Source organism: Mycolicibacter senuensis, assembly GCF_003284925.1.
Classification (GTDB): domain Bacteria; phylum Actinomycetota; class Actinomycetes; order Mycobacteriales; family Mycobacteriaceae; genus Mycobacterium; species Mycobacterium algericum_A.
In genome coordinates this window covers 1-773 of record NZ_QMEX01000304.1, presented here as the reverse complement: position 1 = coordinate 773, position 773 = coordinate 1, and the positions used below count along the sequence as shown (strand labels likewise).

Genomic DNA, 773 nt, shown 5'->3' with positions numbered 1-773 from the left:
TGAGGGGGACCCGTTTGGTGGTCCAGTCGCTATGCGGCTTGGGGTTGGTGGGTCGTGGTCCACTGTAGGGCGAACTCAGCTGGGCTGAATCCGCGGTGGGCCGAATGCGGTCGGTTGGTGTTGTAGTCGGTCCTCCAATCTTCGATGATCACGCGGGCTTCCAGCAGAGAGTCGAAGCGCCACGCGTTGAGCAGTTCATCGCGCAGGCGGCCGTTGAACGATTCGATGAAGGCGTTCTGCCAGGGCGAGCCGGGGTCGATGAACAGTGATCCGGTCCCGTTGAATCGGCACCAGTCGTTCACGGCGTGGGCGACGAATTCGGGACCGTTGTCGAAGCGCACGTAGACCGGCGCCCCGCGTTGGGCGGCGAGGCGGTCCAGGACGTCGACGACTCCGTCGGCGTCGATAGATCGATCGACTTCGATAGCCAGCGCTTCACGGGTGAACTCATCGATCACGTTGAGCATCTTGATCCTGCGCCCGTCGACGGTGGTGTCGAAGGCGAAGTCCATCGCCCAGATCACGTTCGGGCGTATCGGGGACATCGCCCCGACCGTGACACCGACACCGGTCAGCCGTTTCTTCCTGCGGCGCTGCGGAACTCGCAAGCCTTCGTCACGCCACAACCTGCGGATGCGCTTGTTGTTGACCTCCCAGCCCTCCTTTCGGGCTGCGATCGCTGCTCGCCGCCAGCCCCACCGTGGCCGGTCGGTGGAGAACTTCCGCAGCCAGGCCCGTAGCTCGGCTTCCTCGGTGGTGATCGGCGGCGGGGT

The 773-nt window shown here is 64.6% G+C and carries 1 protein-coding gene; it reads right to left on the bottom strand.

Annotation, left to right across the window (positions count from 1 at the left end):
* Positions 1-29: 29 nt before the first annotated feature.
* On the bottom strand, positions 30-773 hold a 744-nt coding region (locus DQP56_RS24310), incomplete at its 5' end, for an IS3 family transposase (RefSeq protein WP_112689630.1).